Genomic DNA, 23,490 nt, shown 5'->3' with positions numbered 1-23,490 from the left:
TGCGGTGGCGGAGGCGTACGGGAATCGAACCCGCCGGCGACGCGGTGCGCCGCCCATTGGTTTTGAAGACCAAGGGGACCACCAGGAACCCTGACGCCTCCGGGCCCGCTTCTTTCCCGAGGGCGCGGATCAAACCCCGGCCGGCGGGATTCAGGGGGTGGCGGCGGCCCGGGCGAGGCGGCGGTTGGTGGCCTCGAGCTGGGCGAGCGTGGTACGGCGCAGCCGCTCGGCCTGCTCCTCGGTGAGCCGGTCGGAGACCAGGCCCCAGTGCAGCGCGACCCGGTCCCCCGGCCGCACGTCGGGGACGAAGGCGTGCCCGTCGACGGCGAGGGTGGCCTCGCCGTCGCGCGGCTCGGACAGCGACAGCCGCGTACCGTCCCACAGCAGGCGGCGGCTGCGCACCTTCACCCGCCCGGCGTCCGGCCGCTCCAGCACGGTGCCCCAGTTGATGCGGCAGCCGTCGAGCACCCGCAGCGGGTGGTCGCCGGCGCCCGCGCCGAGCAGCCGCGACCAGGGGTAGACGCCGAACACGTGGAAGCAGTGGTTGGGCGCGGCCTCCTCCACCAGCTCGGGGGTGAGGTGCCGCCAGTAGTGCCCGGCCTGGGCGCCGATCTCGGCGAGCAGCTCCTTGCCGAACGCCCGCCCGTCGACCTGGTCGCCGAGGCCGCCGCCGATCCAGTAGGCGTCGACCACGCGCGGGTCGAGCGGGTCGGCGGCCCCGGCCAGGCGGGCGAGGATCCGCAGGTACGGCCAGGCGCCGGTGAAGGCGCGGGCGACCTCGCGCACCCGGGCCGGGTCGCCGCCGCCCGCGCCGCACTCGAGCAGGATGCGCGACTGCGCGGGCCCGCAGTAGCCCAGGTCGTTGGGGGCGTAGGCGTAGCGGGCGAACAGCCGCTCCCCGGCGAAGCCGGTGGCGGCGGTCATCGCCCGCCGCCCCGCCCGACGAGCTGGGCGGCCTCCCGGTGCATGCGGCCGTAGTTGTAGTAGGCGGCGCAGGCGCCCTCCGGGGAGACCATGCAGGTGCCGATCGGGGTCTCGGGGGTGCAGGCGGTGCCGAACACCTTGCACTCCCACGGCTTGATGACGCCCTTGAGCACCTCGCCGCACTGGCAGGCCTTGGGGTCGGCGACCCGCACGCCCGGCATGTCGAACCGCTGCTCGGCGTCGAACTCGGCGAACGCGGGGGCGAGCCTGAGCGCGCTCTGCGAGATGAACCCCAGGCCGCGCCACTCGAAGTGGGGCCGCAGCGCGAAGGTCTCGGCCATCAGCCGCAGCGCCTGCGGGTTGCCCTCGTCGCGCACCACCCGCGCGTACTGGTTCTCCACCTCGCAGCGTCCCTCGCGGATCTGCCGCAGCAGCATGGCGACGGCGGCGAGGATGTCGAGCGGCTCGAACCCGGCGACCACGAGCGGCTTGCCGTACACCTTGGGCACGAACTCGTAGGGGCGGGTGCCGACGACGGTGGAGACGTGGCCGGGGCCGAGGAAGCCGGACAGGCGCAGGTCGGGCGACTCGAGGATCGCCTTGATCGGCGGGACGATCGTGACGTGGTTGCAGAAGACCGAGAAGTTCCTCACCCCGAGGTCGCGGGCGCGCACCAGGGTGACGGCGGTGGACGGGGCGGTGGTCTCGAACCCGACGGCGAAGAACACCACCTGCTTGCCGGGGTTGTCGACGGCGATGCGCAGCGCGTCGAGCGGTGAGTAGACGAAGCGGACGTCGGCACCGCGGGCCTTGGCCTCGAGCAGGCTGCCGCGGCTGCCGGGCACGCGCATCATGTCGCCGAACGTGGTGAAGATGACGTCGGGCTGTTCGGCGAGCCACAGCGCGTCGTCGACCCGGCCCATCGGGATGACGCAGACCGGGCAGCCGGGGCCGTGCACCAGCTCGACGTTCTCGGGCAGCAGGTGCTCGATGCCGTGCCGGTAGATGGTGTGGGTGTGGCCGCCGCACACCTCCATGAACTTGAAGTGGTCCGATCCCGCAAGCTCGGCGATGGCGGCCACCAGGGCGCGCGCGGCCGCGGGGTCGCGGAACTCGTCCACGAAGCGCATCGGCATCTCCTTTGTGCGTGGGTTCGCCGCGGATCGGCTCCGGGCGGTGGTCGGGTGTCGGGGGGTGCGGTGGCGCGGGCCTCGGGTCGCCGCTAGACGATCGCCGTGGAGTCGAACGCCTCGAGTTCGTCCTGGTAGGCCTGGCCGAGTTTGCGCATGGCGTCGAGGGTGAGCGCGGCCTCCTCCTCATCGATCTTGGCCATGGCGAAGCCGACGTGCACCAGCACCCAGTCGCCGGGGCCGAGCCCTTGGTCGGCGAGGAGCCGCACGCTGATCGTGCGGCGCACGCCGCTCACCTCGACCTTGGCCAGGTGCTGCTCGGGGTCGACGATCTCGACGACCTGGCCGGGAATGCCCAGACACATGTGACGCCCCCTTGTGTTCGCGTACGGCTAGCAGATGCGCGGCAGCGGATCGCCGACGAGCATGTCCACGATGCGGGTGCCGCCGAAGTCGGTGCGCAGCGCCACCGTGGCGGCGGGCTGCTCGGTGATCTCGCCGATGATCGCGGCCCCGGCGCCGAGCGGGTGGGCGCGCAGCGCGGCGAGCGCGGCGTCGGCCTCGTCGGCGGGCACGACGGCGAGGAAGCGGCCCTCGCAGGCGACGTAGAGCGGGTCGATGCCGAGCATCTCGCAGGCGCCCGCCACGTCGGGGGCGATGGGCAGCCGGGACTCCTCGAGCACCACCCCCAGGCCGGTGTCGCGGGCGAGCTCGTTGCACACGGTGCCGACGCCGCCGCGGGTGGGGTCGCGCAGCCACCGGGTGTTCGGGGCGGCCTCGAGCAGGGCCTCGGCGAGGTGGTTGACCGGGGCGGTGTCGGAGACGATGTCGCTCTCGATGCCCAGGTCGCCGCGGGCGAGCAGCACGGCCATGCCGTGGTCGCCCATGGTGCCGGACAGCAGCACGCGGTCACCGGGCCGTACCCGGTCGGCGGCGAGGGTACGGCCGGCCGGGATGACGCCGACGCCGGCGGTGGTGATGAACAGGCCGTCGGCGGCGCCGGAGGCGACCACCTTGGTGTCGCCGGTGACGATGCGCACCCCGGCGGCGCGGGCCGCCTCGGCCATGTCGGCGGCGATCCGCTGCAGGTCGGTGACGGGCAGGCCCTCCTCGATGACGAACGCGGCGGAGATCCACTGCGGGCGGGCGCCCATCATGGTCAGGTCGTTGACGGTGCCGTGCACGGCGAGATGGCCGATGGAGCCGCCGGGGAAGCGCAGCGGGTGCACCACGAACGAGTCGGTGCTGAACGCGAGGCGTTCGCCGGTGGGCAGCTCGAGCACGGCGCCGTCGCCGCGCCGGTCCAGCTCCTCGTCCCTGAAGGCCTCGAGGAACACCGCGTCGACGAGCGCGGCCGAGGCCTTGCCGCCCGCGCCGTGGGCGAGGGTGACCACCTCCTCGTGCAGCCGGGGGCGGCGGCGCCGGAAGGCGTCGATGCGCTCCAGCACCTGGTCCTCGCTGAACCTCGGCCCGCGCCGCCCGTTCGCGGCGCCCGTCGTGCTCGTGCCGCTCGCGTGCTTGTCGTCCACGTCCTGCCTCACCGTCGTTCCGTTGCCTTCGCCTGCGCCCGTCGTGGTCATCGCGGCCCTCCCCCGTGGGCGGCGAGGTGGCGCTGCACCGCGGCCCACAGCCGGTGGCCGAGCAGGGCCTGGGACTCCTGGATGCGGTGCACGCTCTGGGAGCGCACCACGAAGCAGGCGTCGACCGTGCCCTCGGCGGCGAAAGCGCCGCCGTCGTACCCGGCGAACCCGATCGTGTACAGGCCGCGGCGGCGCGCCTCGGCGAGCGCCGTGGTCAGGTCGGCGGAGTTGCCGCTGGTGGACAGCGCCACGGCGATGTCGCCTTCCCGGGCCCGGGCGATCAGCTGCCGGGAGAAGATCAGGTCGAAGCCGACGTCGTTGCCGAGGGCGGTGACCACGGCCTCGTCGGCGGCGAGCGACCAGGCGGGCAGCGGCCGCACCCCCTCGGCGGCGGGCGGCCGGGCGAACAGGGCGGCGAGGGTGGCCGCGTCGGTGGCGCTGCCGCCGTTGCCGAACACGTACATGCGGCCGCCCGCGGCGAACCGGCGGGCCAGCTCGGCGGCGGCGGTCTCGATCAGGCCGGCGCACTCGGCGAGGGTACGGCGCCGCAGCGCGGCGCTCTCGGCGGCCTTCGCCCGGGCCGACTCGGCGAGGTCGGCGAGGAGCCGGTCGGCGTCGCGCTCCTCGGCCTCGAGGAAGGGATAGAGGAATCCGGTGTCCGAGCTCATCGGGTGGCCTCCTCGTCGTCGAGGCGGGTGATCGCCGCGCCGGCGTGCACGAGCAGCAGGTCGCCGGGGGCGACCGGGCCGACGAGGGTGGTGTCGACCTGCTCCTCGCCGGTGGCGGTGCGCACCAGGGTGCCGCCGAGGTCGCCGGCCGGGCCGATCACCTCGGCGAGGCGGCCCTCGTCGGAGCAGGTGACGCAGACCTCGCCGGCGCAGTCGCCGCCGGTGTCGGGGGTGAGCAGGCCGGGGTGCTCGAAGCAGACGTGGGTGAGCTCCCACAGCAGGTGGTAGCGGAGCACGAACCGGCCGGTGGCGGGGGTGAGCGGGTCGGGCTCGTCGACCCACAGCACGTGGTCGGCGGCGCCGGCCGGGGGCCGGGGGCCGTTGCCGATCCACAGCGTGGTGGCGCCCCAGGCGGGGGCGCGGCGCATGATCGACCGCACCTGCGGGTCGTCGGCGGCGGCGATGGCGACGATCACGTCGCCGGGCCGTACCGCGAGGCGGGCCTGGTCGACCAGGTCGGGGCCGGTGAGCGCGACCGCGGGCAGGGCCCGCTTGCCGACGATGACCGGGTGGACGAACTCGACGGCGACGTGGTGGGCGTGCGGCTCCCAGGAGGGGGCGACGCACCACAGCGTGGCCCCGGCGGCAAACCGGCGGGCGAGGGTGAGCGCGGCGGCGGCGAGGTCCCTGGCGCCGGTCTCGTCGAGCAGGACCTCGTCCCGCTCGGGGACCGCGGTGTTTGTGGTCACTTGGTCACCCCCGTCGTGGTGGGATCGGCGGCCGGGGCGTCGATGATGGCGTACTCGCGCATCAGCTCGAGGGTGGCCTTGGCCTCCTGCTCGTCGAGGCGGGTGAGGGCGAACCCGGCGTGGGCGAGGATGTGGTCGCCGACGGCCAGGTCGGGGAGGTAGGCGAGGCACACCTTGCGTAGCTCACCGGCGAAGTCGGCGCGGGCCATCCGTGTGCCGTTCTCCTCCCACACCTCGACGATCCTTCCGGGGATGCCGAGACACATCGTCATTCCTCCTTCGCGTTCACGCGCAGGGCCGCCACGGCCGCCTGGCCGAGGGCGAGGCCGCCGTCGTTGGGGGGCACGACGCGGTGGGTGAGCACCTCGAAGCCCGCCGCGCGCAGCCGGTCGCGGCAGGCGCGCAGCAGCAGCACGTTCTGGAACACGCCGCCGGTGAGCCCCGCGAGCCGGACGCCGTGGGCGCGGCCGATCGCGGCCACGGCCTCGGTGACCGCGTCGGCGACCGCGCGGTGGAAGCCGGCCGCGAGCGCCGCCGTCGGCACGCCGGCGCGTAGCCCGGCGACCAGGCCGTGCAGCAGCGGGGCCGGGTCGAGCACGCCGTCGTCGCCGACCGCGATGCGCAGCGGCGGCACCCCGTCGGCGTCGTCGCCGGTGGCGGTGGCGGCGAGCGCCTCCAGCTCGAGCGCGGCCTGCCCTTCGTAGCCGATGCGGTGCCGTACCCCGAGCAGGGAGGACACCGCGTCGAACAGCCGCCCCATGCTCGTGCAGTCCGCGCAGCCGATGCCGCGGTCGAGCTGGGCGCGGACCACCTTCAGCTCGGCCGGGGTGCAGGCGGCCACGCACGGCAGGTCCGCCTCCCACGGGATGCCGGCCGCGTCCAGGTGGGACAGCGCCATGCGGCAGGGGTTGCGCACCCCGGCGTCGCCGCCCGGCAGCGGTACGGCGCGCAGGTGGGCGGCCCGGGTGAAGCGGTGGGCGTCGGCCTCGACCAGCAGGATCTCGCCGCCCCACACCTGGCCGTCGAGGCCGTGGCCGGTGCCGTCGAAGGTGACCGCGACGCACGGCTCGCCGAGCCTGCCGTGCTCGGCGAGCAGGGAGACGGCGTGGGCGTGGTGGTGCTGGACGAGGTGGACCGGGCGGCCGTCCGCGTTGCGCTCGGCCCAGGTGCGGGTGAGGTAGCCGGGGTGGGTGTCGGCGGCCAGGTGCCCGGGGGTCACGCCGTAGAGGGCGGTGAGCTGACCGGTGGCGCGTTCGAAGGCGCGCAGCGTCTCCAGGCTGCCCATGTCGCCGACGTGCGCGGAGGCGAAGGCGTGCTCGCCGGAGGTGACGCAGAAGGTGTTCTTCAGCTCGCCGCCGACGGCGAGGATCGGCGGGACCGGGCGGCCGAGCCGTACCGGGAGCGGGGCGTAGCCGCGGGAGCGGCGGATCGGCAGCTCGTGGTCGTCGACGACGCGCACCACCGAGTCGTCGCACGGCACGTGGATGGGCCGGTCGTGGGTGAGCACCGCGTCGGCCAGGCGGGGCAGCCGGGTGCGGGCGTCCTCATCGTCGAAGCAGATCGGCTCGTCGGAGACGTTCGCGCTGGTGAGCACGAGCACGTCCGGCACGGGGGTGTCGTGGCCGGGCACCGGGGCGAACAGCAGGTGGTGCAGCGGCGAGTTCGGCAGCATCACGCCGATCAGCGGGTTGCCCGGGGCCACCAGCGGGGAGACCGGCGCGTCGGGGCGGCGGCGCAGCAGCACGATCGGCCGGGCCGGGCCGGTGAGCGCGGCCTCCTCGGCGGGGCCGATCTCGGCGAGGCGGCGGGCCGCCGCCAGGTCCCGGGCCATGACCGCGAACGCCTTGCCGGACCGGTTCTTGCGCTCGCGCAGCAGCCCGACCGCGCGGTCGCTGTGCGGCAGGCAGGCGAGGTGGTAGCCGCCGATGCCCTTCACCGCCACGATCCGCTCGGCGGCGAGCGCCCGGTGGGCGGCGGCGAGCGCGGCGTCGGTGCCGGTCACCGCCTCCCCGCGGTACGGCGCGGCGTGGAACGCCAGCCGCGGCCCGCAGTCGTGGCAGCACAGCGGCTGGGCGTGGAACCGCCGGTCGCGCGGGTCGTGGTACTCGGCGGCGCACGCCTCGCACATCGGGAAGGCGGCCATCGTGGTGGCGGCCCGGTCGTAGGGCAGCTCGCGGATGATGGAGAAGCGGGGGCCGCAGTTGGTGCAGGTGATGAACGGGTGCCGGTAGCGGCGGTCGGCCGGGTCGAACAGCTCGCGCACGCAGTCGTCGCACGGCGCCACGTCCGGGGAGACGAGGGTGCGCGCTCCGGCGGCCTCGCGGCTTTCGGCGATGCGGAAGGCGCGGTCGGCCGGGTCGACGGGCAGCTCCCGCTCGTGCACCGCGGTGATGCGGGCGAGCGGGGGCGCCTCGGCGCGCAGCCGCCACAGCAGCGTCTCGATGTCCTCCTCAGGCCCTTGGGCCTCGATGAACACCGAGCGGGAGTCGTTGCCGACGAACCCGGCCAGGCCGAGCTCGGCGGCGAGGCGGTAGACGAACGGCCGGAACCCGACCCCCTGCACCACGCCCTCGACCGTGATCCGCCGCCGGGTGAGCGCGGCGGGCGGGCGCTCGAACGCCGAAGGCGTCCGTGTTCCGCTCATGCTCGCCTCCCGGGCGCCTCGCGATGTGTGCCGCATCCGGACCGCCCGGAGGCCCTTGCAGGGTATCTGACCTGCGGCGTTGCGGGTCCCGGGCCGGTCCTACCGACCCTAACCCGCATCCGTGCCGTCCCGGCGTATCGACGCGCGCCGGACATCCGGCGATTCGTCGCGCTCATCCGCGCCTCCAGATCATGACGCGGTTGTTGCCCGAGTCGGCCACGGCGAGCAGGTCGCCGTGCAGGCAGATGCCGTACGGCCAGCAGAGCGTGTCGGGGGCGACCGCCGCCCAGCGGTTCTCGCCGCCTTCGGCGAAGGTGGGCTGGCCGAGCACCGCGTCGGCCGGGCCCGCGGTCCCGGGCCGCAGGTCGTGCCAGAGCAGGATGCGGTTGTTGGCGGTGTCGGCGACCGCCAGCCGCAGCCCGTCCCCGTCGGGGCCGGTGGAGATGGCGTAGGGGAAGCGCAGCCGGTCGGGGCGCTGCGGGCCGTAGGGGAACTCGGCGGTGCTGTGGAAGTCCGGCTGGCCGAGCACGAGGTCGGCGTCGCGGTCGGCCTGCGGGTGGGGCCGCCAGCCGAGCACGCGGTGGTCGCCGGCGTCGGCGACGAGCAGGGTCGTGTCGGTCCCGGCGATGTCGTGCGGCCAGCGGAAGCTGCGCGGCCCGGCGCCCTCGCCGCGGTTCTCCTCGCGGGCCTGCGGGCCGGGCTGGCCGAGCACGAGGTCGGCGGGCCGGTCCGGCGAGTCGGGGATGCCGCCCGACCAGCCGAGCACGCGCCGGTTGCCGGTGTCGGCGACGTAGAACCGGCCGCCGACCACGGCGACGCCGTACGGCCAGTACATGGTGGTGGCCGAGCATTCCCCGCCGCGGTTCGGCTCGGCGGCGGAAGGATCCGGCTGGCCGAGCACGAGGTCGGGCGGCCGCCCCGAGTCCTCCGGCACCCGGTCCCAGACGAGCACGCGGTGGTGCCAGGCGTCGGCGACCACGAGCCGGCCGTCGTGCACGAGGACCCCGGTGGGCAGGTGCAGGCCGTGCTCGGGGCCGCGCCCGCCCGCGGCCGGGCCCTCGCTCTCGCCGTCCGGCTGGCCGAGCACCACGTCGGCGGGCGTGCCGTCGCGGTCGGGCACGCCGTGCCAGACGAGCACCCGGTGGTTGCCGGAGTCGGCGACGACCAGGTACCGGTCGTCGAGGTAGACGCCGCGCGGCGCGTACAGCCAGGCCATGGTGGGGTGGGCCGGGGGCAGGGCGAGGCCGCCGGGGGCGGGGGCGCCGATCCAGGTGTGCGGCCGCCAGCCGCCGGACAGGTCGGCCCCGTCCCGCGCGCCGGGGCCGGGGCGGGCGGCGGTGGAGACCGAGACGCGCACCGTCCTCATCCGGCCTCCCCTTCCGCGGCCGTCGCTTGGATCCACACCTCGCCGCCTGCGACGCGCACCGGCAGCGGGCGCAGCGCGGCGCCGGGGAGGCTGAGGCACTCGCCGCTGCGGGCGTCGTAGCACAGGCCGTGCCAGGGGCAGGTGAGGGTGCCGTCCTCGGCGTCGACGAGCGCGGCGTCGAGCGGCAGGCCCTGGTGGGCGCAGGCGTTGACGTAGGCGGTGATCCGGTCGGCGAGGCGGACCACGATCACCTCCACCTCCCGGCCGCCGGCGGCGAGCCGCATGGGGGTGACTACGCCCTGCGGCACCTGGTCGACCGGCATGGTCCGCACCCACCCCTCGGCGGCGGGGGGCGTGTCGGCGGCGTCGGGGCGGCCGACCCGGATCGCGGTGAGCGGGATGAACGTGGCCGCGGGCCGGGACGGGGCGTACTCGACCCGGTGGATGGCGGGCACGGCGTCGACGATCGCCCGCTCCACCGTGTCGCGCAGCACCGCGGTGGTGCCCGAGCAGGCCGGGCCGCCGCCGTCGAGGCGGACGTGGGCGACGCCGTCCTCGACCGCGACCAGCTCGGCGTCGGCGCCCTGCTCGCGCAGCCAGGGCCGCAGCCCGGCGAGGACGCGGGCCGCCTCGGTGGCCGGGTCGGGGCGGATGATCCCGTGGAGCATGAGCAGCATGCGCACCTCGGGCTCGTCGACGAGCGCGAACAGCAGCTCGCGGGCGTGCTCGTCGGCGCGCATGCGGCGCACGATGGTGACGAGTCCGGCGCGGTGCACCGCCTCGACCGCCTGCCGGAGCTCCTCGGCCGCCTTGCGCGCGGGCTCGTCGAGTTCGGCGACGCGGCGCGCGGCCTCGTCGACCCGCGCGGCGAGCTCGGTGATGTCCGGCCCGGTGGTGTCGGGCTTGGTGGCCGGTCCGGCGTGCGGGGTCGTGGTCATCGGGTCGTCCTCATCGGTCATCCGTAGCGCTCGGCCCGGTCGAGGGCCTCGATCACCTTGGCGGCGAGCAGGTCGGCGAAGGCCGCCTTGGCGAGCCGTACCAGCACGTCGGTGACGGTGCCCTCGGCCGAGACGGCGACCTTGCGGGTGCGCAGGGCGCGCAGCACGAACGCGGCGCCGTCGGCGTCGTCGAGGCAGAACTCGGCGAACAGCGCGTCCACGTAGTCGGTGAGCCACACGCCCTCGCCGTCGGGGTTCTCGCGCAGCCGCCGCAGCGCCTCGGCGTGGCCGCCGCACCGCTGCACGGCGCGTTCGGCGAGGCGGTCGGCGGCGGTGAGCAGCAGCATGTCGAACTGCTGGCGCTGGTAGAGGTCCACGGCTATCCGCCCGCCTTGGCGACGGCGGCCTGCCGGGTCACGCCGTCGAGCAGGTCGCGCACGGTGCGCGCCGCCTCGGCGTCGCCGGCCTCGGTGAACAGCGCCTCGGCCTCGGCCAGCTTCTCCGCGGCCGGTTCGAACATGCCGAGGTGGGCGAGCGCGTTGCCCTGGTTGGCCAGCACCCGGGCCCGGCCGAGCGGGTCGGCCTCGCGGTCGCGCACCGCGAGCACCTCCTCGTACAGCTCGACCGCCTCGACGAGGTTGTCGGCCTGGTGCGACGAGGGGGCGTAGACGAGGGCGTTGGCGAGGTTGAGCTGGGTGCTCGCCCACTCGGCCGGGTGGGTCTCGCGGGTGTAGACGGTGAGCGCGGCGCGCAGCGACCGCATCGCGACCGCCACCCGCAGCCGGTCGGAGGCCTGCCGCATCGGCATGGTGAGGTAGGCGGCGCCGAGGTTGGCGTGCGCCGCGGCCCACACCTGCGGGGCCTCGGCGGAGGTGACGAGCTGCAGCGCGGCGTGGTAGTGCGGTACGGCACGGCCGGCGGCGCCGACGTCCTCGGCGGCCCGGTCGTGCAGGGCGAGCCCGAGCGCCAGGTGCAGCTCGGCCCGGCCGACCCGCAGGTCGGTGCCGTCGACCAGGCCAAGCGCCCGCTCCAGCGCGGCGATCACCTCGGGTGTGGCGCCCTCGGTGTCCTTGCGGATGGTCGCGGCGGAGCCGAGCAGCACCCCGGCGAGCGGGGCGGCCTCCTGCGGCACGCGCCCGGCGGCCTCCTCGAGCAGCTCGGCGGCGCGGGCGGGCTCGCCGCGGCCGAGGGCGTGGCTCGCCTGGGCGGCGAGCACGAGCGCGGCCACCTCGCCGTCGGCGTCGCCGAGCGCGGGCGGCTCGGGGGCGCGGCCGACGGTGAAGGCGACCACGTCGGCGAGCACCCCGTACGGCTCGCCGAGCGCCTGCCGCAGCGCGGCGGGGTCGTCGGCGTCGGGGTCGATGACGAAGCGGTTGTACCGGGTGACCGGGTCGTCGCCGGCGAGGTGGGCGAGCGCGCCGTCGGTGTCGCCGGCGAAGGCGAGCTCGTGCGCGCGCAGCGCCTCAGGCCAGGTGTGGGGCAGTTTGCCGGCGACGAGGTCGCGCCGGGCGGGCTCGGTCTCCGGCCCGGCGGGCACGAGCAGGAACCCGGCCGGGAGCGGGAACGCCCCGATCGGCTGCGGCCGGGCGGGCGGCTCGGTGGTGATCCCGGTCGCGGTGCGGTCCGGGGCCTGTCCGGTGGTGGTTCGCTCAGCCATGCCACGCCCTTTCACGTGATCCGCGGCGTCCGCCTGGGTGGTCTCGGTCATGCGGGCCGCCCCTCCGGGGTGAGGGGGATGCGCAGGGCGCCGTGGGCGTCGTCCCAGATCGCGGTGCGCGCCCCGGTGGGGACGAGGCCGTCGAGCGCGTCCCGTACGGCGATGCGGTGCCCGCCGTCCGGGGTGCCGGGGTGCAGCGGCAGCTCGCCGGGCCGGGCGGGCCCGTCGGGGCGGGGGATGAGCCACAGCTCGCCGCCCCGGCGGATCGCGGCGGCGGCGCCCGAGGGGAAGTGCCGGGCGACCAGGCGGGGGGCCAGGTGCAGGTGGCCGTCGGCGGTGAACTCCACCCGGCGGTCCGGCTCGGGGCCGCCGAGCGGGGCGAGGAACTCGGCCTCGAGGATGCCGATCACCCGCTCCATGCCGCGCCGTACCGGGGCGGACAGCTCGGCGCCCGGATCGAGGCACGCGGCCTCGATCAGGAAGATCGTCACGTCGTCCGGGTAGTCGTCCTTGAGCAGCCAGTGGGCGAAGGCGAGGGCATGGTCCCAGCGGAAGCTGTGGGCGTTCATCCCGGCCAGCGGCGGCAGCTCGGCGACGGCCGGGCCCGGGACCCGGTAGACGGTCCCGGGCTCGGCGCCGGTGCGGGCGGCGTCGACGAGCACCACGCGGCGGGCGCCGCGCATGCGGAACGCGACGTCCATGCCGGCGGTGCCGCCGTCGACGATCTGCGCGCCGGGCGGGATGCCCCGCTCCCACAGGTGCCGCACGAGGATCGGGCCCACCCCGTCGTCGCCGCGGAGCAGGTTGCCGCACCCGATCACCAGCACCCGAGGGCCGGTCTCTCCGCCGTCGCTCGCCATGCCCTCGCCCCCGTCTCCTCGCGTCAGACCATGCCGTTGATGACGAAGCTGCTCAGCTCGCGCCCGGTCTTGCCGTCGTAGGCGTGCACGGTGCACACCAGGCAGGAGTCGAAGCTGCGGGCGACGTGGCCGAGCTCGACCGGGTCCTCCGGGTCCTTGATCGGGGTGCCGACCATCGCCTTCTCGATCGGGCCGGGCACCTCGTCGCGGTCGCGCGGGCCGATGTTCCACGCGGTCGGCGTGATCACCTGGTAGTTGGCGATCTTGCCGTCCTCGATGACGATCCAGTCGGACAGCGCGCCGCGGGCCGCCTCGGTGGAGCCGAAGCCCTTGCCGGAGGGGTGCTCGACCGGCTTGGTGTAGAACGGCTCGTGCAGGTCGAGCTGGTCGAGCCAGCCGCGCACCCACTGGTAGTACTTGGGCGCCTCGTGCACCCGTGCGAGCTGGCGGACCAGCACCGACGGGCCGATCTTGTTGAGGATGTCGACGAACAGCGGGTCCTGGTCCTGGTGCGGCTCGGCGCCCGGCGCGCCGGCGGCGATGCGGCGGGCGAGCGGGCCGGTCTCCAGCGGGATGTAGCCCATGCCCGGCACGTCGTAGCGGGGCGCCTTCGCCCAGCTGTACTTGCCCTGGGCCCGGCCGCGCTCGGGGTCGATCGGCCGGGTCTCGCCCTCGAACGGGTGCAGCGGCTTGTCCCCCTCGTAGAAGGAGTGGGTGACGTCCTCGCGGATGCGGGACTGGTCGAACTCGAACCACTGCCCGCCGGCGTAGACGCCGGAGCGGCCGATCAGGGCGGCGTTGCGGCCCTCGATCGTGGGGTTCTCGTACTTGGTCGGCTCGAAGTAGGTGCCGCTGGCGATGTAGTTGCCCACGCCGGCGCCGTACTTGTCGAGGCCGATGTCGAGGGCGTACCGGATGAAGAACCCGAGGTCGCTGTTGTGCTGGGACTCGTTCTCGTCGACCCAGGCGAGCACGTCCTCCCAGGTGCGGTTCTCCAGCCAGCGTTCGATCGAGCAGCCGAGCCACTGCTTCTCGAGCCACTCGTTCTTCCAGTGCTCCAGGATCGCGATCGACCGGGTGACGTCCGACAGGGTCGGGGCGCACATGACGCCGCCGGGGACCATGAAGCTGGAGTGCGGCCACTGCCCGCCGAAGATCGCGTACACCTCGACGGGCTTGTTCGACAGCACCACGCCGCGGCCGTAGCTTTCGCCGGTGTACGGGGCGAAGCGGCGTACCGCCTCCTCGTACAGCGGCGACTTGGCGTAGTTCTTGTTGGTCAAATCGATCGCGAAGAGCGCGTAGAAGTAGCGCGGGATGCTCTGCAGGGTCTCGCAGGCCTGGCAGATGTTGCGGATCAGGGTGGCGTTCGGCGGCAGGTGGGTGCGCCACGCCACATCGAGGGCGTAGGCGGACTTGTACAGGTGGCTGCCGCCGCAGATGCCGCAGATGCGCGGGGTGACGATCAGCCCGGCCTGCGGGTCCTTGCCGCGCAGGATGATCTCGAAGCCGCGGAACATCGCGGCCTCCGTCCAGGCCGAGGTGACCACGCCGTCTTCGATCGTCACCCGCACGTCGAGGTCGCCCTCGACCCGGCCCAGCGGGCTGACGAACAGGTCGATCGCTGTCATTCGCCGATCAGTCCTTTCTCAACCGGCGCGTCGCGGGAGGCGCGCCGCATACCGTCTCGCGGTCGCATCGCGCCGCGGCGCGGGGCCGCGGCCGGGCGCGGCCTAGACGACGAACATGTCCTCCTTGGACCACTGGGGTGCGGCGATCTGCGCCGCGGCGGCGTGGGCCATGTAGGTGAGGTGGTCGGTGCCCTCGGGGATCTCCTTGGGGATGGTGCCGCTGACCTTCTGCGTCTTGAACACCGTGCCGGGGGCGAGGTCGAAGAACGGGAACTCCGGCTCGGTGCAGCCGATGCACGGCATGCCCGCGCGGGTCTTGGACGACTGCCGGTTCCACAGGATGCGGTTGCACGGCGAGTGGGTCATCGGGCCGCGGCAGCCGAACTCGTAGAACAGGCAGCCGGTACGGGTGCCGTCGCCGAACGACGGGGTGGCCTGCTTGTACTCGAAGAACTGCACCCGGGTGCAGCCGGTCTGGGTGAAGGTCTTGAAGAACGTCTGCGGCCGGTGCAGCTCGTCGAGGGCGATGTCGCCGGCGCGGCCGGTGGCGAGGGCCACGATCACCTGGGTGATCCAGTCCGGGTGCGCCGGGCAGCCCGGGATGTTGATCACGGGCAGGCCCATCTTGGAGCGGAAGTCGGGGCCGAGGAAGCCGCCGCGCTCCCGCTTGTGGAACTGCAGGCCGGTGGAGCCGGACGGGTTGGGGTCGGTGGCGGGGATGCCGCCCCAGCAGGCGCAGTCGCCGATCGCCACGACGATCTGGGCGGCCTTGGCCAGGTCGGCGACCCAGTCCTTCATCGGCCGCTCGGCGAACATGTCGTAGCGGCCGGTGCCGTCCGGGCCCTGGATGACGGTGCCCTCGAACACGAAGATGTCGAGGGGGCGGCGGCCCTCGGCGCAGTCCCGGAAGATCTTCTGGGCGTGCTCCCCGAGCTCCATGCCGAGGGAGGGATGCCACAGCAGATCGAGACCGAAGTCGGTGATCAGGTCGACGACGTTGGGTTCCTCGGCGTTGAGGAACGACATGGTGTTGCCGCTGCAGGCCCCGCCTTGCAACCACAGCACTGATGACATGGGTACTCCTTGCCGGCGAATCGCCGCGCCCGCTGCCGTGGGCGGCTTTCGAGCCGAGGTGGGCGAAGGACGGTCGGTTGGGGGAGAGAGGGTGGGGGTGACGGTGGTTGGGTCCGCCTCCGGGCGGGCGCGGCTCAGGACTCCTTGAGCTCCCGGCCGAACGCCCGGGCGACGTGGATGAGGAAGTTCAGGCCGCGGGCGACGTCCTCGTCCTTGAGCGTGCGCAGCAGCGCGAACGCGCCCATGGGCTTGGCCGGCTCCCGCTTGGCCGCCTCGGCGCCCGCGATGATGGAACGTGCCACAGAGGAGGCGACGTCGACCGCGCGCGGGTCGGTGAGGGCGGAGCGGAACAGCGCCTCCAGCCCGGGGGTGGCGTCGCTCACCGCGGCGGACAGGGTGCGCAGGCTGGACGCGAGCTTGGCCAGGTCGACCGGCTCGCGGTCCCCCGCGGTCTCGGCCATCGCCTCGCGCCAGTCGCCGACGGCCTTGGCGAGGCCGCCGGTGATCGTGTCGCCGCGACGGATCATGGCGTCCAGCCCGGTGACCAGCACGGCCAGCAGGTCCGCGTGCTCGAGCAGGTCGCACAGCGCGGCCGCGACCCGCGGGTCCTCCAGCTTGGCCACGACGGCGTCCCCGGGCGAAGGGGCGATGAGGGTTGGGTCCAGGGTCATGGACGCCTCCGGACGATTGAGTCGCCGAACGGGTAAAAACCGCGGATTTTTCTTTGGCCGCCAATGTTAGAAACACGTAACGCGCACTGGCTATCCGATGGGCGCACCTATCATCACGAAAGCGAACACCTGATGCCATCAGGACGAAGATCGTTTACGTGACATGGTCAGGGGGTGGCCGAGGGAGTGTCCCGGCTCGCCAAGTTCGGGTTCATCGACGCCCGCCGTACGGTCAACCCGGTGCGCCCGCGCGCCCGGTCCCGGGGCATTCCGCGCGCCCTGGAGAAGCACGAGCTCTTCTACACCGAGGACGTCGAGGAGGCGGAGACGCTGATCGGCCAGGCGCTGTCGCCGTGCCGGCTCACCCTGGTCGGGTTCGGCGCCAAGGGCTTCGCCGCCACGATGCACGGGGTGCGGCTGCGGGACGTGTCCATGCTCTACCTCGACCTGCACGTCGCGGCCACGCTGGAGTTCCCCGCGGCCGGGCCGTACGTCGCGGTGCACATGCCGATGAACGGCCGGGCGCTGTGCGACGACGACGGCCGGTCGATCGAGGCGAACACCACCCGGGCGATCGTCACCTGCCCCGGGCAGCACGTGGTGATGCGGTTCGACCACGACTCGCCGCAGCTGATCATCCAGATCGGGGCGGAGGCGCTCAACGGCTACCTCACCCGGCTGCTCGGCCGCACGCTCACCCGGCCGATCGTGTTCGAGCCGCAGATGGACCTGATCACCGACACCGCGGTGCGGTGGAACGGCGCGCTGCAGCTGCTCAACACCGAGATCTACCACTCCGGTTCGCTGGTGCAGCGCGGGCTCGGCATCGGCCCGCTCGAGGAGCTGATCATGAGCAGCCTGCTGTTCGTGCAGCCGTCCAACTACTACGAGCAGCTGGTGCGCCCGCAGGGCAAGCCGGTACGGCCGGCGGTGCGGCGCACCCTCGACTTCATCGAGGCGAACCTCGCCGAGCCGATCACGATGAGCGACATCGCCCGGCACGTGAACATGTCCGTGCGGGCGATCCAGCAGGGCTTCCAGGCCGAGCTCGGCACCACGCCGATGAACTACCTGCGGGACCGGCGGCTGGAGCGGGTGCGCGAGGAGCTCACCGACGCGATCCCGGCCGACGGGGTCACCGTCACCCAGATCGCCGAGAAGTGGGGCTTCTCCCACCTGAGCCACTTCGCCGCGCTGTACCGCAAGCGGTACGGCGAGTCCCCCTCGGACACGCTGCGCCGCGGCTCGGGCTCCCCGGCCTGACCGTACGGCCCGGAGCGGCCGTGCCGTACCGCCGCGGGGCGGGACCGGGGTGGCAGAGCGGCGGGTGGACCGGGTAACGTCGGCGCGCACGGGAGCGCACCGAGGAAGGCGAGGGGGCGTCCGTGCACGAACTGTCGATCTGCCGTTCGATCGCCGGCATCGTCAACCGGCACGCCGCCGGCCGGCCGGTGCGCGTGGTGCACGTCCGGATCGGCCACCTGCGGCAGGTCGTCCCCGACACGCTCGCCTACTGCTGGTCGCTCGTGGTCGAGGACACCCCGCTCGCCGGCGCGGAGCTGCGGGTGGAGAGCGTCCCGGCGCGGATCCGGTGCGAGGACTGCGGCCGGACCGAGACGCTCGAGGCCCCCGTGCTGCGCTGCGGCGGCTGTGACGGGACCCGGGTGTCGATCCTTGCGGGCGAGGAGTTCCTGATCACCTCGCTCGAGCTCGCGGAGGCTTGAACATGGGACGGTTCCACCGGCACGACGACAACGACCACGGGCACGGCCACGGGCACGATCACGAGCATGGTCATGGGCATGACCACGGGAACGCGCCCGGCGGCCGGTTCGGCGACGTGATCGGCGACCATTCCGGATACGAGACCGGAACGGAACGGGTCACCGTTCTGGAGCGCATTTTCGGGGAGAACGAGCGCACCGCCGAGGCCAACCGCGCCGATTTCGACGCCGCCGGGGTGACCGTCGTCAACCTCATGTCCTCGCCCGGCGCGGGAAAGACCACGCTGCTGCGGGAGACGCTGCGGCGACTGCACGACCGGCACCGCATCGGCATCATCGAGGGCGATATCGAGACCAGCCTCGACGCCGACCGCCTCGAGGGTTTCGGCGCCGCGATCGCCCTGGTCAACACCGGTGACGGGTTCGGCGGCGAATGCCACCTCGACGCCCCTATGGTGCGCTCGGCCCTCCCCCGGCTGCCGCTGAAGGAACTCGACCTGGTCATCATCGAAAACGTCGGCAACCTCGTCTGCCCGGCCGAATTCTTGGTCGGCGAGCACGCCCGCGCGATGGTGTTCTCCATCACCGAGGGCGAGGAAAAGCCGCTCAAATACCCGGTGATGTTCCGCACCGCCGACCTCGTCCTCGTCAACAAGATCGACCTGCTCCCCTACCTCGATTTCGACCTCGGCGCCTTCTACGCCAACCTGCGCGCGGTGAACCCGAAGGCGATCACCCTCGAGGTGAGCGCGAAGACCGGCCAGGGCCTGGACGCGTGGTGCTCCTGGCTCACCACGGTCACCGGCCGCTCCCCCGGCGCCGTCTGAGCCCGGCGGGGACACGCCGCCGGGGGAAAATCGTTTGCGTGCCGGCGCGCCGGGTGCGTAGCGTCGGCCGCGTGATGGTCTTTGCGATGGCCGGCCTGCCCGGATCCGGGCCGGGCACGGCGATGCGTCCTCGCGCCCGCCGGGCCCCGGCCCGACGGGACGCCCGCTGAGTCCCAGCACGCCAACCGCGCGGCTTTCCGGCGCCCTTTCAACGGCTCCCGTACGGCCTGCGCGCGGCCTTGGCCTGCGCGGACTCGCCTCATGACGCCGTCATGACGCGTACCTGACGGTGCCCGGGGCCTCCGAGATCCCGTCTGTCGTCTCGGAGCCGAAAGGGCATCCTCGTGGCGCGTTCCAACGCCGACCATCGTCGTCCGCCTGCCGCCGGACCGGCCGCGTTCCCCGCGTCCGGCAACCTGCGGCGGCGCCTGCTCTCGCAGAACTTCATGATCGATCCGCGCGCGGTCGAGCGGGTGGTCGCCGCCGCCCGGCTGCGCCCCGCCGACCTCGTGGTCGAGCCCGGCGCCGGGGACGGCGCGCTCACCCTCGCGCTCGCCCGGGCCTGCCGCCGCGTGCTCGCCTACGAGATCGACCCGGTGGCGGCGGCCCGGCTCGCCGCACGCACCCGCGGCGACCGCGCGGTCCGCGTCGTCGGCGGGGACTTCCTGCTCGCCGTACCGCCGCGCGAGCCGTTCGCCGTCGTCGGCAACATCCCCTACCACCTCACCTCGGCGATCGTGGACTGGTGCCTGCGCGCCGACGCGATGACCGCCGCCACCCTGGTCACCCAGGCCGAGTACGCCCGCAAGCGCGCCGGCGGCTACGGCCGCTGGAGCCTGGTGACCGTGCGCAGCTGGCCGCTGTTCGCCTGGCGCACCGCGGGCCGCATCCCGCGCACGGCCTTCCGGCCCGCGCCGTCGGTCGACTCGGCGATCCTGCGCGTCGAGCGCCGCCCGGTCCCGCTCGTCCCGCCGCACGCGCTCGGCGCGTACCGGGCGCTGGTCGAGCTGGGCTTCGGCGGCCGGGGCGGCAGCCTGTACGCCTCGCTGCGGGAACGGCACGACCGCCACCGGCTGCGGCGGGCGTTCGAGCGGGCCGGGATCCCGCGGGACGCGGTGGTCGCCTTCGTCCACCCGGACCGGTGGATCGCCCTCTTCCACGAGCTGGCCTGACCGGTGGGCGGCCGCCGGGCGCCCGGTCAGGCGGGCGCCTGGCGGAGCCGCTCGACGCGGATGCCGCGCAGCAGGATCTCGGCGGTGACCGTCGCGGCGAGCAGCGCCGCGAGCAGCGCGGCGCCGACCACGGCGGCGAGCGGCGCCGGGGGCGGGTCGAACAGCAGCGGCGGGGTGACCGGCGGCCGGGCGAACTCGGGGATGTACGGCAGGGCGAGCCGGGCGGCCACCGTCCCGGCGAGCACCCCGGCGACCGTGCCCGCCACGAGCGTGATGAGCTGCTCCAGCAGCAGCGCCGCGCGCAGCGAGCGGGTGCGCACGCCCGCCGCATCCAGCGCGGACAGCTCGTAGCGGCGCCGCCGGGCCGCGGTGTACAGGGCGAGCACGGCCCGGCCGAGCGCGAGCGCGGCCGCGGCGATCGTGGCAGGCGGCAGCAGCATGAGCGCGAGGCCCGGGGCCTGGGTGCGGTAGCCGGTGACCAGGTCGGCGACCCGGCGCGGTTCCCCGGTCGCGATGCCCTGCGCGGCGAGGCCCGCCCGCACGGCCGCCAGGTGCCCGGGCGCCACCCACACCTCGAAGGAGACCCGCGGGTCGACCGACAGCGCCACCGCGTCGGCGACCTTGAGGTCCACCACGGTGCCGACCTCGTCGTGCCCGGGCAGCGCGGCGGTCTGCGCCACCGGGCGTCCCTTGGCCAGGTACGCCTGGTCGAGGCCGGGCAGGAAGTCCTTGGTCAGCGGCCCGTTGGCGAGCACCGGCACCGGGTCGGGGTAGACGGCCGGCTCGGCCCGCAGCCCGCCGTACGCGGCGAGCAGGAGCGTCAGCCCGCGCTCGCCGGGCGCGACGGTGCCCCGCCACCTGGCCGGGTCGGTGAACCCGGCGTCGAGCGCCCGCCAGCGTCCGCCCTGCCGTACCTCGAGGCCGGTGGCGAGGATGCGCAGCACCACCTCCCGCTCGGTGTCGCCGCCGAGCGCGACGATCGACACGTCGCCGCGGATCCCCCGCAGCTCGCACGTCTCGACATGGCAGCGCCGCGGCAGCCCCCACTCCGCGACCGGACGGTCCGGGGAGCCGAGCGGCAACGAGACGCCCTTCGGCTCACCGGGCACGCGCAGGTCGAGGTGGAGCTGTGCCCGCCAGTTGCGCGGCACCCGTACCGGCCGCATCCGCAGCCGGATGCGGTCCCCGGTGAAGGTGATCCGGGGCGCGGGCTCGGCGCGCAGCCGCGCGGCCAGCTCGGCGAGCGGCCGGTCGGCCCAGGCCGGGTCCCAGTTCGCGACCCGGGCGAACCGCTCCGGATCGGTCGCGATCATCTTGGGCGGCCCGGGTACGGCGAGCACCGGCGCTGCCCCGCGCCCGGACGGGTCGGCCCGGGCCACCGCCGCGGCGAGCCCGGCGGCCCCGTCGACGCTGTCGGGGTTGACGGTGAGCACCGCGTCGGCGCCGTTGTGCGCGCGGGCGACGCGCTCGTGGTTGGCGTCGACCACCGCCGCGGCCGCCGCCGAGAACGAGGCCATGCCGAACGCGGTGGCGAGCACGATCACGCTCCCGGCGGTGGCGGGCCCGCGCCCGACCTGCCGCAGCGCGAGGAACGCGGCGACCCCGCCGGCCCGGCGGGTGAGGCCGAACAGGCGACGGGCGAGGAACGGCACGGCCCGGCAGGCGAGCAGCGCAGCGGCGACCGCGAGCAGCCCGGGTACGGCGAGCGAGCTCGCCCGCTGCCCGGAGGTCTGGGTGATGGCGCCGCCGCCGAGCAGCTCCACCAGCCCGATCCCGGTGACGGCGAGCACCACCGCGTCGATCACCCAGCCGCGGGCCCGGCTGCGCGGGGTGCGCCGCCACTCCTCGGTGATCGGCCGCACCGCCATGTTCCGGGCCGCGATCGCGGCGGCGACCAGGCCGCCGAGCGGCACCGCGGCCCCGGCGAGCACCGCCGCGCCGTTCAGCGCGACCGGCTGCGGCACCGGCAGCACGCGGTCGGCGGCGAACTGCGCGGCCCGCTCGGCGAGCGCGAGCCCGGCGGCGAACGCGGCCGCGAGCAGGATCAGCGGCTCGGCCAGCGCGAACCGCCACACCCGCAGCCTGCCGTGGCCGCGCAGCCGGGCGAGCGCGATCTCCGGCCCGCGGGCGGTCACCAGGTCGCGGACGGTGAGGAAGAGCAGCAGCCAGCCGAGCGCGACCAGCTGCGCGATCACCAGCAGGCTCGGCACGCCCACCCCGCCGCTCTGCGCGCGCAGCTCGGCGATGAGCGTGGGCACCTGGGAGACCACGATCAGGTTGTCCGGTCCGAGGCGCCGGGTGAGCGCGTGCGCGGCCTCGAGGGCCGCGACGCCACCGGCGGTGAACCGCGCCGGGTCGATCATCACGATCGCGGTGGACGTCCACGGCACGTTCCCCGGGGTCCGCGTCTCGCGGGCCGTCGCCGGGACCGTGAACAGCGCGTCCCCCCGGTCCTGCCCGAACCCGGCGGTCTGCGGGAACAGGTTGCGCCCGAACCAGAACGGGTCGCCGGGCGGGTCCGGACGGTAGACGCCGACCACCCGCAGCGGGGCGGGCCGCCCGGACGCGTCGGTGATCGCGGTGAGCCGTACGGCCGAGCCGAGGCGGAACCGGCTCGCCTCGCTCACCATGATCTCCCGGGCGTTCTCCGGGCAGCGCCCGGCCACCAGCTCGACGTGGTCGCACTGGCCGTCCTGCCAGATCAGCGGGTGGAGGCGGCCGGTCCGGCTCTCCGGGCCGACGATCTCCATGCCGTCGATCGGCGGCAGCAGGAACGGCGCGCTCGCGGCGAGCTCCCGGGCCGACCCGGCCACCTGCCCGCCCTCGGAGCTGAGCCGCCAGCCGCGCCGCTCCGGCGCGGTGCCCTCCTGCACCCCGGCGCGGGCGAGCGCGGTCGAGGCCGCGTCGGCGACGATCGGCCCGGCCGCGGCGCTCGCCACCGGCACGATCGCCACCACGAGCACGAGCAGCGACGGCCGGCGCCGCTCCCACAGCCCGCGCAGCAGCATCCCGCCGCCGAGCGCGATCCGCGCCGCCGCGGCCGCGATCCGCCCGGTCACGGCTCGACCCTCCGCAGCGCGACGCCGTCCTCGATCGCCTCCACCCGCACCCGGCTGCCCGGCGGCAGCAGATGGTGGTACTCCGGCGGCAGCTGCAGCGCACCCTCCCGGCCGACCACCACCAGGTCCTCGCCGCGGCGGCCCTCCGCGCCGACCCGCCCGTCCCGGATGGTGACGGTACGGCCCAGCGCCCGGCTGACCGCCTCGTCGTGGGTGACGGCGACGACCGTGGTGCCGTACTCCGCCGCGGTCTGCCGGATCAGCTCGATCACGGCGCGGCCGGAGGCGAGGTCGAGCTGGCTGGTGGGCTCGTCGGCGAGCAGCAGCCGGGGCCGGTTGGCGAGCGCCACCGCCACGGCGAGCCGCTGCTGCTCACCCCCGGACAGCCCGCCCGCCGGGCGGCGCACCCCGGCGAGCCCGACCCGCTCGAGCAGCTCCCCGATCCGGCGCCGGTCCGGCCGCCGCTGGGCGAACGCCAGGTTCTGCGCCGGCGTGGCGTACGGGATGAGGTTCCGCGCCGGGTTCTGCAGCACCACCCCGATCTCGGCGGCCCGCAACCGGTCGAGCGTGGCCTGCGGCAGCCGGGACACCTCGGTGCCGTGCAGCCACAGCCGCCCGGCGCTGGGCCGCAGCAGCCCGGCCATCAGCCACAACAGGGTCGACTTGCCCGCCCCGGAGGGACCGAGCAGCGCGACCGTCTCCCCCTCCTCGACCACCAGGTCGACGTCGCGCAGCGCGACGACCTCCAGCTCCCGGGCCTTGTAGATCTGCACGATGCCCTGGCACCGCACCGCCGCCGTCACCGTGGCGTCACCC

At 74.8% G+C, this 23,490-nt stretch carries 22 protein-coding genes and 1 tRNA gene; 4 read left to right on the top strand and 19 right to left on the bottom strand.

What is annotated here, in order from left to right:
• Positions 1-5 precede the first annotated feature (5 nt).
• The 17 genes from FHX40_RS10785 to FHX40_RS10705 all read right to left on the bottom strand — a co-directional run bounded on the left by FHX40_RS10785 (position 6) and on the right by FHX40_RS10705 (position 15,892).
• Positions 6-101: transfer RNA gene (locus tag FHX40_RS10785), tRNA-Sec, on the bottom strand.
• Between the two features lie 49 nt (positions 102-150).
• Entirely contained in the window at positions 151-924 is a 774-nt protein-coding gene (locus FHX40_RS10780) for a DUF6390 family protein (RefSeq protein ID WP_142259476.1), read from the bottom strand.
• On the bottom strand, positions 921-2,054 hold the full coding sequence (gene hypD / locus FHX40_RS10775; protein WP_142259475.1) for a hydrogenase formation protein HypD: 1,134 nt from the start codon (positions 2,052-2,054) through the stop codon (positions 921-923). Before hypD ends, FHX40_RS10780 begins: the two co-directional genes overlap by 4 nt.
• Positions 2,055-2,146: 92 nt before the next feature.
• On the bottom strand, positions 2,147-2,419 hold the full coding sequence (locus FHX40_RS10770) for a HypC/HybG/HupF family hydrogenase formation chaperone (RefSeq protein WP_142259474.1): 273 nt from the start codon (positions 2,417-2,419) through the stop codon (positions 2,147-2,149).
• A gap of 27 nt (positions 2,420-2,446) precedes the next feature.
• Positions 2,447-3,595 (bottom strand): hydrogenase expression/formation protein HypE, encoded by a 1,149-nt coding sequence (hypE, locus tag FHX40_RS10765; protein ID WP_244941590.1) that lies wholly within the window; start codon positions 3,593-3,595, stop codon positions 2,447-2,449.
• Positions 3,596-3,630: 35 nt separating this feature from the next.
• Positions 3,631-4,302, bottom strand: a complete 672-nt coding sequence (locus tag FHX40_RS10760; protein WP_142259472.1) for a D-sedoheptulose-7-phosphate isomerase — start codon at positions 4,300-4,302, stop codon at positions 3,631-3,633.
• The gene (locus tag FHX40_RS10755; protein WP_229788157.1) at positions 4,299-5,051 is read right to left on the bottom strand and encodes a HypC/HybG/HupF family hydrogenase formation chaperone; all 753 of its coding nucleotides are present in this window, start codon (positions 5,049-5,051) and stop codon (positions 4,299-4,301) included. The genes FHX40_RS10760 and FHX40_RS10755 overlap by 4 nt, the downstream gene beginning before the upstream one ends.
• A complete protein-coding gene (locus FHX40_RS10750) occupies positions 5,048-5,323 on the bottom strand; it encodes a HypC/HybG/HupF family hydrogenase formation chaperone (RefSeq protein ID WP_229788156.1) in 276 nt (91 codons plus the stop codon). Before FHX40_RS10750 ends, FHX40_RS10755 begins: the two co-directional genes overlap by 4 nt.
• Positions 5,320-7,695 carry a carbamoyltransferase HypF gene (gene hypF, locus FHX40_RS10745; RefSeq protein ID WP_142259471.1) on the bottom strand — a complete coding sequence of 792 codons (2,376 nt, stop codon included), beginning with the start codon at positions 7,693-7,695 and terminating at the stop codon, positions 5,320-5,322. Before hypF ends, FHX40_RS10750 begins: the two co-directional genes overlap by 4 nt.
• A gap of 172 nt (positions 7,696-7,867) precedes the next feature.
• Complete coding sequence (locus tag FHX40_RS10740; protein ID WP_170198794.1) at positions 7,868-9,061, bottom strand: NHL repeat-containing protein; 1,194 nt, start codon at positions 9,059-9,061, stop codon at positions 7,868-7,870.
• Entirely contained in the window at positions 9,058-10,020 is a 963-nt protein-coding gene (locus tag FHX40_RS10735) for a Rieske 2Fe-2S domain-containing protein (protein ID WP_229788155.1), read from the bottom strand. Before FHX40_RS10735 ends, FHX40_RS10740 begins: the two co-directional genes overlap by 4 nt.
• Positions 10,017-10,376 (bottom strand): hypothetical protein, encoded by a 360-nt coding sequence (locus FHX40_RS10730; protein WP_142259470.1) that lies wholly within the window; start codon positions 10,374-10,376, stop codon positions 10,017-10,019. Before FHX40_RS10730 ends, FHX40_RS10735 begins: the two co-directional genes overlap by 4 nt.
• A 2-nt stretch (positions 10,377-10,378) precedes the next feature.
• The gene (locus FHX40_RS10725; RefSeq protein WP_170198793.1) at positions 10,379-11,656 is read right to left on the bottom strand and encodes a hypothetical protein; all 1,278 of its coding nucleotides are present in this window, start codon (positions 11,654-11,656) and stop codon (positions 10,379-10,381) included.
• Between the two features lie 47 nt (positions 11,657-11,703).
• A complete protein-coding gene (locus FHX40_RS10720; protein ID WP_142259469.1) occupies positions 11,704-12,516 on the bottom strand; it encodes a hydrogenase maturation protease in 813 nt (270 codons plus the stop codon).
• Positions 12,517-12,539: 23 nt separating this feature from the next.
• On the bottom strand, positions 12,540-14,147 hold the full coding sequence (locus FHX40_RS10715; RefSeq protein ID WP_142259468.1) for a nickel-dependent hydrogenase large subunit: 1,608 nt from the start codon (positions 14,145-14,147) through the stop codon (positions 12,540-12,542).
• A 102-nt stretch (positions 14,148-14,249) separates the two neighbouring features.
• The gene (locus FHX40_RS10710) at positions 14,250-15,221 is read right to left on the bottom strand and encodes an NADH-quinone oxidoreductase subunit B family protein (protein ID WP_142259467.1); all 972 of its coding nucleotides are present in this window, start codon (positions 15,219-15,221) and stop codon (positions 14,250-14,252) included.
• A gap of 134 nt (positions 15,222-15,355) precedes the next feature.
• Positions 15,356-15,892, bottom strand: coding sequence for a helical membrane plugin domain-containing protein (locus tag FHX40_RS10705; protein ID WP_142259466.1), 537 nt, complete (start codon positions 15,890-15,892; stop codon positions 15,356-15,358).
• Positions 15,893-16,066: 174 nt separating this feature from the next.
• Here FHX40_RS10705 and FHX40_RS10700 point away from each other — a divergent pair, with 174 nt between their 5' ends.
• The 4 genes from FHX40_RS10700 (at position 16,067) to erm (ending at position 19,615) form a co-directional block, all read left to right on the top strand.
• A complete protein-coding gene (locus FHX40_RS10700) occupies positions 16,067-17,155 on the top strand; it encodes an AraC family transcriptional regulator (protein WP_229788154.1) in 1,089 nt (362 codons plus the stop codon).
• Between the two features lie 122 nt (positions 17,156-17,277).
• Positions 17,278-17,616 carry a hydrogenase maturation nickel metallochaperone HypA gene (locus FHX40_RS10695; RefSeq protein ID WP_142259465.1) on the top strand — a complete coding sequence of 113 codons (339 nt, stop codon included), beginning with the start codon at positions 17,278-17,280 and terminating at the stop codon, positions 17,614-17,616.
• A gap of 2 nt (positions 17,617-17,618) precedes the next feature.
• On the top strand, positions 17,619-18,443 hold the full coding sequence (gene hypB / locus FHX40_RS10690) for a hydrogenase nickel incorporation protein HypB (RefSeq protein ID WP_142259464.1): 825 nt from the start codon (positions 17,619-17,621) through the stop codon (positions 18,441-18,443).
• A 416-nt stretch (positions 18,444-18,859) separates the two neighbouring features.
• Entirely contained in the window at positions 18,860-19,615 is a 756-nt protein-coding gene (erm, locus tag FHX40_RS10685; RefSeq protein WP_373286868.1) for an ErmE/ErmH/ErmO/ErmR family 23S rRNA (adenine(2058)-N(6))-methyltransferase, read from the top strand.
• Between the two features lie 26 nt (positions 19,616-19,641).
• On the opposite strand, the gene FHX40_RS10680 is transcribed toward erm, so the two are convergent.
• Together FHX40_RS10680 and FHX40_RS10675 are read right to left on the bottom strand one after the other, a co-directional pair.
• On the bottom strand, positions 19,642-22,674 hold the full coding sequence (locus tag FHX40_RS10680) for an ABC transporter permease (protein ID WP_142259462.1): 3,033 nt from the start codon (positions 22,672-22,674) through the stop codon (positions 19,642-19,644).
• Entirely contained in the window at positions 22,671-23,477 is an 807-nt protein-coding gene (locus tag FHX40_RS10675; RefSeq protein WP_170198792.1) for an ABC transporter ATP-binding protein, read from the bottom strand. Before FHX40_RS10675 ends, FHX40_RS10680 begins: the two co-directional genes overlap by 4 nt.
• Between the last annotated feature and the right edge of the window lie 13 nt (positions 23,478-23,490).

Source organism: Thermopolyspora flexuosa (assembly GCF_006716785.1).
Taxonomy (GTDB): Bacteria; Actinomycetota; Actinomycetes; order Streptosporangiales; family Streptosporangiaceae; genus Thermopolyspora; species Thermopolyspora flexuosa.
The sequence above is the reverse complement of the archived record's forward strand: the minus strand, read 5'-3'. Positions and strand labels throughout refer to the sequence as shown.